Below are 9,660 nucleotides of genomic sequence, written 5' to 3'. Positions count from 1 at the left end.
AGATTCGCCTTGGCCTGCCGGTGGATGTTGAAGGTGTCGGGGTCCTCGTAGCGATCCTCCTGCCGGTTCGCGGCGCCCAGCATCGGCATCACCGTGCAGCCGGCCGGGATCTTGACCCCGCCGAGTTCGGTGTCGCGGGTTGCCACCCGGGTGATGGTCAGCAGCGGGGGCTCCCACCGCACACCCTCCTCGATCGCCTGCGGAATCAGCGAGCGGTCCGCGCGGATCGCCCCCAGTTGCTCCGGGTCCGACAACAGCCCCAGAAGCAGGCTGCCCAGCGACCGATAGGTCGTCTCCACGCCGGCGGGCAACAGCAGCCGTAGGAACGAGAAGATCTCTTCGTTGGTGAGCTTCTCCCCATCGATCTCGGCCGCACCGAGCGCGCTGATCAGGTCATCCTTCGGTTCGGCGCGACGCGCCTCGAGGATCGGCTCGAAGTAGTCGCACAGGGCCGCCGAGGCCGCCAGCCCGCGTTCGGGATTCATCAGCCAACTGAGCAGCGAGATCGACCACCGCTGGAACTGCGGGTAGTCCTTCTCCGGCAGGCCGAGCAGGCCCGCGATGATCTGGCTGGGGTAGTCGAAGGTGAACTCCTTCACCAGATCCGCTTTGCCGTTGGGCGCGAAATTGTCGATCAGGCTGTTCGCCACCCGGCCGACCAGCTCGTCTTGCCACCGCGCCAAGGACTTCTGCGAGAACGCTTTCGACACCAACGACCGCAGCCGCCCGTGTATCGGCTCGTCCATGCCCAGCATCACGCCCTCGCCGAGCACCGGCCCGAACGCCGCGATGACGGCGGCCGACGAAAATGTCTCGTTGTCCCGCAGCATCTGCTGGACATCCTCATGGCGGTACACGATGAACATCGGCAGAGATTCCTCGTGCGGCAGCGCTCCCGAGGTGTCCAGGCGCTGCACCGGCTCCTCGCGGCGCAGTCGTGCCAGCTCGGTGTACGGGTCGCGTACGTCGCCGGAGATCGCGTCGTCGAAAGCGCCGAAGTCGTCCAGGTCGTCGAAAAGCTGTTCCATGCTTGTTTCCTCAGTTCCCATCAGTTCCCTGACGGCGCTTGGCCGCCATCGTCGCGAGGCGTTGCAACACTGGCTGCGGAATGACTTTCGTCGCGAACACCATTGCCTTCTGAGTGGTCGTCAACGGCCACGCCCCGTCCCGCATTGAGCCCTGCTTGGGTATCCCGAGCACGACCCGCGACATGTGATGCATGCCGATGGCAGGAAGAATCCGGCTGGACACCAACAACATCGAGGCGTCCGGTCCCACGCCACGCCGGCGGAACGACCCGGTGTCGGCGAGTGCCTTGACCACTCCGTCGGTGAACTTCTCCGGCGACCTGGCCATCCGCATCGCGAACCGCCCGCGGCTGTTCATGGTGTTGTGCAGCCGGGCGTACGGACCGCTGAAGTCGCGATCGTCGGTGGTGCCGGCATCGGTGATGATCTCGGTGTCGTAGGTGCCGGCCACCAACACGGTGACGCCGAGTCCGAACGGCGCGATCTCGACCGCCATCGACTCACCCCACCGCTCGAGTGCGCCTTTGGCCGCCGAGTACGGTGCGGTGGCCGGCTGACCGCGTACACCGGCCGCGCTGGACACCAGCACGATGCGCCCTTCGCCCGCTGCTCGCATCGACGGAAGCAGAGCTTGAGTGAGCGCAACGGGACCAAGAACGCTGGTGGCAAACAGTCTCTGCCACAACGCCATATCCGTCTCTTCCACCATTCCCGCAGCGGAGATCCCCGCGTTGTGCACAACCGCAAACGGCGTGCCCACGGCTTCCCCGATGGTCTTGGCAGCTGCGGTGACCGACGCGTGGTCCACCAGGTCGAGCTGAACGCCGATCAACCGATCGTCGTCGACCGCGGCGCCAGTCGCCTCGCGCAACTGCGCCATGCCCTTCTCGGGTGTGCGCATGGCCGCGACCACGCGCCACCCCTCGCGATACAGGCGCGCGGCAGTTGCGAACCCGAGTCCCCGGGAAGCGCCGGTGATGACGACGCTGCGAGCCTCAGCCATTCTTGCTCGCGCAGGCGCCCTGACCCGGTGGCGGTGCTTGGACGTGCGGCCGGCCGTTCGGCTCTCCACTGGCCCATGTCGACCAGATACCCACCGAGTACGGACCCTGCGCACCGGCTTTTTCGTAATAGCCTTGCGGGTCATACACTTTGGCTTCCGGATAAGGCCACGGGCAGGCCACCGACGTAGCGGCGTGGCTGACCTTGATGACCCAGAACCATGCGCCGTAGGCAAAGTAGGACACGTTGATGATCGCGAACATCACCAGGAACGTGCCAAGCACCGGTCGCGTCGGGAACAGCTTCGCTTTGGCGGCAAGCTTTTCCGCCACCGACTTACCGGTGTCGTCGCGGTAGCAGAGGATCGCCGCGGGCACCATCACGAAGCACACCGAGAACGACTCCCAGATGAGCGGGAACTGGAACGTGGTACCGGTAAAGACCGAACCCCACGGAATCACCTGCGAGTAGATATACATGCCTGCGTGCGTGAGTTGGATCTCCAGCCAGGCGTCCATGATGAAACCGATCACGAGGACGATCGCGCCCAGGCACACCAGCGGGTGACGCGAAAAGTAGCTCCCGGGGCCGTATTTCGCCTGAAGCTTGCGCAGAATCCAGACGCCGGGGAAGTATGGGCCGAAGTAGAACATCACGTAGCCGAAGACCACGAAGGGTTCGACGGTCGGCGAAATCGATACCAGCGGCCACGATTCCGGCCAGTGGATCAGGTCGGGGTTGTAGACCGCGAACGGCGACCAGTTCATGATCGGGTCCTGCCACACGATCAGCGTGGTGCACAGGAACATCAGCATCACCGGGCTGCCTGGATTGCGCCGCCAGCCCCGGATGAACACGATCAGCAGGGTGATCAGCGCGACGCACGTGGCCACGTCGAGGAAGCCGATGTAGTCCAGCCCGAAGATGAACTTCACCGGGCGCGGCCGGCCCTGCACGTTCGGGTTGGCGACGCGCGGGTCGAGTACCCAGCGGCGATTCGCGATAAAGAACAACGCGAAGGCGGCCAGCGCCGCACCGGCGATCCAGCCGCCCCACTTACGCTGCGGCACAGCGGGTCTAGTGCCCGCGGCAACCGGAGTGGATTGATCGGTACTCATGTGTTCCTCACCCTTCTTCCCCGAAGCGGTCCACGAGGTGCGAGTTGACGCCGTCGGCATCCAGCGTGCGAGCGACCAGATAGCCGGCGCCCATCCAGGCGCGGCGGGTCCACTTGCCGAACGACACGCGCGTGCCGGGAGCGCCCGACGCGGCGGGCATCATCTTGACCCGCTCCAGCGCTTCCTTGACGCCGCGCGGGCTGAGCGGGTGGGCATCGCCGAACGCCCGCACCAATGTCGCGGCGACGTCGCGGTTGACCACCGTCACGCAGAACTCGGGGCGGCTGCCGTCGTACTTCTTCGCGTAGGCGTCGAGGAAGTCTTGGCCGATCTTGTTCGCCTCGTCGTACTGGTCGACGCCCGTCCAGCCCATGAACGCGTTCCACATGATCGGGTTCACCCACGCGTTCTGCCACGCGGTGGTGGTGAAGCGGGGCGGGTCCCAGCCGACCGCCTCCAGTGCGGGATTGATGAACACGATGCCGAAGCCGAAGCCCAGGTGCACGATCGCTTCGGCCTTGGCATCGTGCAGCGTGCGCACGGCTTCGTTGATGTCCTGTGCGGTCTGCGCCACTGCGACTTCCGCGACGATCCGAATGCCCTTGCGCTGACAAGCAGTTCGCAGATTCTTCAAGTAGCTCTGCCCGATCAGGCTCTGCTCCATCAGGACACCGATCTCGGTGATCCCCCGCTTGCCGATCAGGTCGGTCAGAAAGATCGGCTCGTCGGTCATGGAGCCCTGCGGGAAGGAGAAGGTCCACTCGCCCAGCCAGTCGTCGGTACCGCAGACGCTGATCGCGGGCACCTTGAATCGCTCCTCGATCGCTTCCTTCATGGGCACGCAGTTGTCGGTGATGTTAGGTCCGAACACGACAAGACAGCCCTCGTCGACCAGTTCTCCGTAAGCGTCGATCACCGCCTTGACCGAACCCTTGGGCAGACCCTCCACCTCGCGATAGATCATCTGCACGGGACGGTCCATCAGGCCCTGCTCCAACGCCTCCTCGAAAATGAGGTCGAAGGTCTGAGTGAAGGAGGCGAACAGCTCCTCGGGGAAACCCGGCGGGAGCTTGAAGTCCATCAGATAGCCGATCTTGATCGGCTCAGCAGTGCTTTCGTAGGACATGGGACCTCCACTGGGACGCGCTCACCACGTTTAGCTGCCCGGCCTTGGCAAACCTAATATTTGTTCAGACCCTAGCGGCGCCGCTGATCCGCGTCAATCACCGGATCGGACAGACTCGCTCAGATAGACATTGATCATTTCTTTGAGGCTGCGGCTCACCGCGACGTCATCGGTGAGCGGGCCGGCGATCGCCGCCTCGGCCGCCGCGCACATGGGTAGCCCCTCGGCGACCAGTCGACCGGCCGCGATAAGCACTCGAGTCGACGCGACCTCGCGCAGGCCACCGGTTTCCAGGCGGCGGATGGCTTGGCCGAATCGCACCAACTCGGCCGCTGTGGCGGTATCCACACCGGCTTCGTGCGCGACGATCCCCTCTTCGATTTCGGGCGCCGGAAAGCCGAACTCGATGGCAACCATTCGCTGCCGCGTGGAATCCTTGAGGTCCTTCAGCACGCTTTGATAGCCGGGGTTGTAGGACACCACCAGGCCGAAGCCGGGTGCCGCGTCCAGCGTCACACCGAGTCGTTCGATCGGCAGTTGACGTCGGTAATCCGCGAGCGGGTGCAGCACGACGGTGGTGTCCTGACGAGCTTCCACCACCTCGTCGAGGTAGCAGATGGCGCCGTCTCGCACCGCGCGGGTCAGCGGGCCGTCGACCCACACCGTCTCGCCGCCCTTCAGCAGATACCGGCCGACCAGGTCGGCCGTGGTGAGGTCGTCGTGGCAGGCCACGGTGATCAACGGCCGGCCCAGGTCGTGGGCCATCGCCTCGACGAAGCGGGTCTTACCGCATCCGGTCGGGCCCTTCAGGACGATCGACAGTCCCTGACGGTAGGCGGCCCTGAAAACGGCTTCTCCGTTGCCGATTGCCGTGTAGTAGGGGCGGGCGGCGCCTGCTGTCGGGGCGACACCGTTTTGGTGAGCGAGCGTGGGCTCGTTAGCCATTACTACCCTTCCGCCGGCCGCTGCGTTGCGGTGAATGGAGCGTAAGTGGAACAGATGTTAGTTTCAAGGATTCCGCCCGGGCCGCGGTCCGTCATGAGACTCGCCTCCGCACCTCGGCCGAGCGAATCGCCGAACGGAACAGTGGCCCAATCACACTCGTGAGTTGAGCGGGACCAGCGATGCTGGCGTGCGCGGTGCTTCCGAATACTCTGCGCAGCGATTCGATGTCGGTACCCGCCCCCACCGTCAGGCAGACGCAGCCGGTGCCGCGACGGCGCGCTTCGCTCAACGCACGGCGCGCGTCGGCCGCGCCGTAGGCCCGCTCATATCCGTGGTCGTAGGCCAGCCCGTCGGACAGCACCACCAGTAGCCGTCGCGATGTACCGCCTCGCGCTTCCAACACCGCCGCACCGTGCCGGATCGCCGCGCCGAGTCGCGAGTACGCGCCGGGTTCCAGGCTGTTCAACCGCCTGATCGCTTGGCTGTCGAGGTGGTGGTCGAATCGCTTGACCGGAACCATGTTCACCGCGCTTCGGCCCTGCGAGTAGTACGCGTAGAGCGCGACGCGGTCGCCGAGATCGTGCAATGCGACGGTGAGGTTGGCGACCGCGGTGCGCTGTTGCTCGTGCACGGTTCGGCCCAGCGTGCCGGGCTCCGCGGTCGAACCCGAGATGTCCAGCAGCAGCAGGACCGACAAGTCACGTCGGCGTCGCAGGCTGTCCAGATACACCGCCTCGTCGGGCACCGATCCCGCCATCACTTCGACGTGCGCCTCGACCGCCGCATCGATGTCGATGTCGTCGCCCTGCGACTGACGGTGCCTGCGGTGCAGGCCCATTCCGAGCCGCGCCAGCGGCCGCCGCACGCCTATCGCGGCGTCGATCGCCGAGTTCGCCGATCCCTTTGTCGTGGGCTCGATTTCGAACACCGTGCACCAATCCGGCCGATAGCTCTTGCGGCTGAAATCCCACTCCGGATATTTCACCCCCCGGGATCGCAGGTCGGCAAGGTGATCGATGACATCTTCACCCGACGCGGACGCCAGCGAAGACACCGCGTTCGCACCGCGTTTGCCGGAATTGGTCCGGTGCGTCGGAGTATCTGCACCCGGCGGCCCTCCGCCGCTGCCGGTCTTGCGCGCCGAGGACAGCATTTTCTTCAGCAACTTGCCGATGAAGCCGCCGCCCCCGACTGGGCTGCTGAACAGGTCGGGATCGTCGCTGTCCTCGTTCTCGTCGTCGCCGAGGTCTGTCAGCTCTTGGGTTTGTTCGCGTCGCGGGACATGTGCCGGCACCTCTTGCTCGGTGTGTTTCGCCGCGCGCGCGCCAACTGCCAGCACCTTGGCCGCGCGGATGATGCCGAATTCGGCTGGCGGATCGTCGATTTGCCCCTTGCCGGACGCCACGGTCAGCGACTGTGCCGGCGAACCGCTGCGTGCGGCGACGTCGGTGGCGCCCAACGAGGTCAGCACGCGCGGCAACACGTCGGCGTTGGCGACCAGTGCACGGTGACCCTCGATCGCCAAATAGCGTTTGGCCAAACGGGAATGGCGGGCCAATAGACCGACCACGTCGGGATCGAGGCTGCCCGCGGCGATCATCGATGCCTGTACGGCAATGGCCGCCAGGTTCGCCCGGAATGGCGCCGACGTGTCGATGAAGACCGTCTCGCCATCCGTCCACGGCGGATGGCCCGGAAGCTGGTCATCGACTGCCACTGGTCGTCCGGCGAAGGCGGTGGCAAACATGCCGAAGTCGTGCAAGAGGTCGGCATCACCGCCGTCAATCACCGGCCACCTCCGCCATCCATCCGACCAAATATCTGTTCCAGAGTAGAGGCCCAGCCCGAACGGAGTCAACGAGACTCCTCGGCCCGCGACAAGGTCGAGTTCGCGCCTGGCCTAGTCGTGCCGATTCAGTTGACCAAATATCTGTTCCCTCGTAGAGTCCGACGTGATCGCAGCTCAGGAGGCAGAGACATGGATGTCGATCAGCTGCTCACCACAACCCGGTCCGCTCGCAGGTCCTTGGATGTGGATGCGCGGGTCGACCTCGAAGAGATCCGCAACTGCCTCGACATCGGGCTTCACGCGCCCAATGGGTCCAACCAGCAATCGTGGCGCTGGGCGGTGATCACCGACGCGGCGCTGAGGGAAAAGATCGCCGAGCTGTACCGCCAGGCATATCTGAGCAAAGTCGGCGGACAGCTCATCGCCGATTTCATGCCCGCAGGCACTCCCGAGGCGCGACTCATGACGTCGACGGAGTGGCTCGTGCAGAATCTGGCGAAGGTACCAGTGCTGGTGATCCCGTGTTACGAATCCAGTTACCCGCGCACGCCGGGTGACGAGTCTTTCTACCACGCAACGCTTTACGGCTCGATCTTCCCCGCCGTGTGGAATTTCCAGCTGGCGCTGCATTCTCGCGGCTACGGGACCTGCATCACGACGCTGCATTTGCATCACCAGGAGGAAGTCAGAGACTTGCTGGGCATGCCCGAAAGCGTGACCCAAGGCTGCCTGCTGCCGGTGGCGCGATTGCGGGGCGGGCATAGGTTCGGCCCGGCACCGCGTAGACAGATCAACGATGTGATTCGGATGAACTTCTGGAAAGACGAGGACCAGTCGTGACCGTGGACGCCGAACTCGTGGCAAGAATCGAAGAACTCAGCGACCGCGCCGAGATTCATGACTGCATGCAGCGGTACGCGAGAGGTATAGACCGCCAAGATCGCGCGCTGCTGCGGTCGGCCTATCACGACGGTGCAGTCGATGATCACGTCGGATTCATCGGCGAGGTCGACGATTTCATCGATTGGGCGCTGGCATATCACGCGACTCAGACCCGTTACCAGCACTACCTTCTCAACCACAGCGTCGGCATCGACGGCGACGAGGCACATTCTGAGACCTATTATCTTTTCGTCGGAACCGACCGCGAGCCGGCCAACCACATCACTATCTCGGGCGGTCGCTACGTGGACCGACTCGAGCGTCGCGACGGGCGCTGGGCAATCGTCGACCGCGTCTGCATCGTCGAGTTCAATGCCGAATCCGAGTCGCACATCACCGAAGAAGTGCTCGCGATGATGGTCGGAATGCCGCTATCCCGTCACGACCCCGCGGACCCGTCGTACGCACGACCGCTCAGCGCCAAGCGCCCCGCTGCGCTGTGAGCAGCGGCGTCGGACTCTGACGCCCCGATCCCCTAGCCGCCAGGGCAAGGCCCGGGAATCCACATGCTCCAGCACATACCTGGAGGCGGCGGCAGCCCGGGAGGCGCAGGTGCCGGAAGGCTCTGCGGGGGTGGAGGATTGGGCCCCTCATAGATGCCTTGACCTTGATTAGCCTGGTCCGGGGCAACGTGATAGTAGGTATGGCAGACGTTCATGTCCCATGTCACCGGGTTGTACACATGGTTCTGGGTCAAGTGGAACAAGGAATCGCCCGGGCACCAGTGATTTGGCCCCCAGCAGACGTGGTCGACCATCGCGGCGGGTCGACAATCATCGTCCGCTCGGGCGGTACCTGCACCCGGGCCGGCCACAGCGAAGCCGCCTGACACCAACATCGCCGCTGCCCACCCTGCGGTTAGTTGGTTCATGCCCAGGGATTTTGCTCTTCGGCAGATTCGTGCGCATCGGGCAATTGCCCCATTTATCCGGCGAGTTTCAGCGCGGAGGACCGAGAATGATCTGCCCGAACTTGTCCGCTCCCTCGGCCATCCGTTCGGGCGTGATTTCGAAGCCGTCCGGGCGCGGCGTTGCTTTGTCACGACCGGCATAACGGAACATGCCTTCGATTCCCGCCGGTGTGTTGATCATGAGCAGATCCGCTTTTTTGGATGTAATGCGGTATGCGTGCGGAATGTTCTTGGGCAAGAGGACGATTCCGCCTTCAGATAGCTCCATCTCCTGGTCGTCCAACCAGAGCAGTGCGGTGCCTTTGATCAGCATGAAGACCTCATCTTCACGCGTGTGTTTGTGATACGGGGGTGCTTCGCCCTCGCTCACATCGAAACGTCCGACCATCAGCCGGCCATTGGTGGCCGTACCGTCGAGCAAGATCGCCAGAGTGCCGCCGTCGAGCCATTCCAATTGCTGCTGCTGCTCCGGTTGCGCCAGGTATGCCATGCTCATGCGTCGTCCTCATTCGGTGTCAGCGGGATTTGGGCGACTTCGATGTCAGACATCGAGATTATCCAGCTACGCCCCTATCAACTACCGGGGCGCGGAATCAAAACCCATCGGCCACTGCTCGGCGCCCAGCACCGGCGCCAGATGAAGTTCGTCGCCGACCACAACGAAACGGTGTGAACGATACTGCGCTCGCTGTTTCACCGGCTGCCCGCACAACGCGAAGAACACGACGCTGACGAAATACCTGTACCTGGCCGAACAGGCGGGCGCGCAAGGGCGAGGTGGACCCGCGCCCGGCGTTGGG

At 64.3% G+C, this 9,660-nt stretch carries 10 protein-coding genes; 3 read left to right on the top strand and 7 right to left on the bottom strand.

Features of this window, described 5'->3' with window-relative positions; translation table 11 throughout:
• The 6 genes from WAN02_RS21465 to WAN02_RS21440 all read right to left on the bottom strand — a co-directional run.
• On the bottom strand, nt 1–1,028 hold a 1,028-nt coding region (locus tag WAN02_RS21465; RefSeq protein WP_422266236.1), incomplete at its 3' end, for a cytochrome P450.
• 10 nt (nt 1,029–1,038) lie between these two features.
• Nucleotides 1,039–2,031 carry an SDR family oxidoreductase gene (locus WAN02_RS21460; RefSeq protein ID WP_422266235.1) on the bottom strand — a complete coding sequence of 331 codons (993 nt, stop codon included), beginning with the start codon at nt 2,029–2,031 and terminating at the stop codon, nt 1,039–1,041.
• Nucleotides 2,024–3,148, bottom strand: coding sequence for a spirocyclase AveC family protein (locus WAN02_RS21455; protein ID WP_422266234.1), 1,125 nt, complete (start codon nt 3,146–3,148; stop codon nt 2,024–2,026). Before WAN02_RS21455 ends, WAN02_RS21460 begins: the two co-directional genes overlap by 8 nt.
• A gap of 7 nt (nt 3,149–3,155) precedes the next feature.
• Nucleotides 3,156–4,274: an ABC transporter substrate-binding protein gene (locus tag WAN02_RS21450; protein ID WP_422266233.1), complete on the bottom strand. Its 1,119-nt coding sequence runs from the start codon at nt 4,272–4,274 to the stop codon at nt 3,156–3,158.
• 93 nt (nt 4,275–4,367) lie between these two features.
• A complete protein-coding gene (locus tag WAN02_RS21445) occupies nt 4,368–5,219 on the bottom strand; it encodes a CbbQ/NirQ/NorQ/GpvN family protein (RefSeq protein WP_422266232.1) in 852 nt (283 codons plus the stop codon).
• Nucleotides 5,220–5,310: 91 nt separating this feature from the next.
• Nucleotides 5,311–6,966, bottom strand: a complete 1,656-nt coding sequence (locus tag WAN02_RS21440; RefSeq protein ID WP_422266237.1) for a nitric oxide reductase activation protein NorD — start codon at nt 6,964–6,966, stop codon at nt 5,311–5,313.
• Between the two features lie 231 nt (nt 6,967–7,197).
• On the opposite strand from WAN02_RS21440, the gene WAN02_RS21435 reads away from it, so the two are divergent.
• On the top strand, nt 7,198–7,848 hold the full coding sequence (locus WAN02_RS21435; protein ID WP_422266231.1) for a nitroreductase family protein: 651 nt from the start codon (nt 7,198–7,200) through the stop codon (nt 7,846–7,848).
• On the top strand, nt 7,845–8,393 hold the full coding sequence (locus WAN02_RS21430) for a nuclear transport factor 2 family protein (protein ID WP_422266230.1): 549 nt from the start codon (nt 7,845–7,847) through the stop codon (nt 8,391–8,393). Before WAN02_RS21435 ends, WAN02_RS21430 begins: the two co-directional genes overlap by 4 nt.
• Before the next feature lie 495 nt (nt 8,394–8,888).
• Here WAN02_RS21430 and WAN02_RS21425 read toward each other — a convergent pair whose 3' ends face one another.
• Nucleotides 8,889–9,356, bottom strand: coding sequence for a cupin domain-containing protein (locus WAN02_RS21425; protein WP_422266229.1), 468 nt, complete (start codon nt 9,354–9,356; stop codon nt 8,889–8,891).
• Nucleotides 9,357–9,398: 42 nt separating this feature from the next.
• On the opposite strand from WAN02_RS21425, the gene WAN02_RS21420 reads away from it, so the two are divergent.
• A complete protein-coding gene (locus WAN02_RS21420; protein ID WP_422266228.1) occupies nt 9,399–9,533 on the top strand; it encodes a hypothetical protein in 135 nt (44 codons plus the stop codon).
• Nucleotides 9,534–9,660 lie beyond the last annotated feature (127 nt).

Source organism: Mycobacterium sp. (genome assembly GCF_049281135.1).
Lineage (GTDB): Bacteria > Actinomycetota > Actinomycetes > Mycobacteriales > Mycobacteriaceae > Mycobacterium.
The sequence above is the reverse complement of the archived record's forward strand: the minus strand, read 5'-3'. Positions and strand labels throughout refer to the sequence as shown.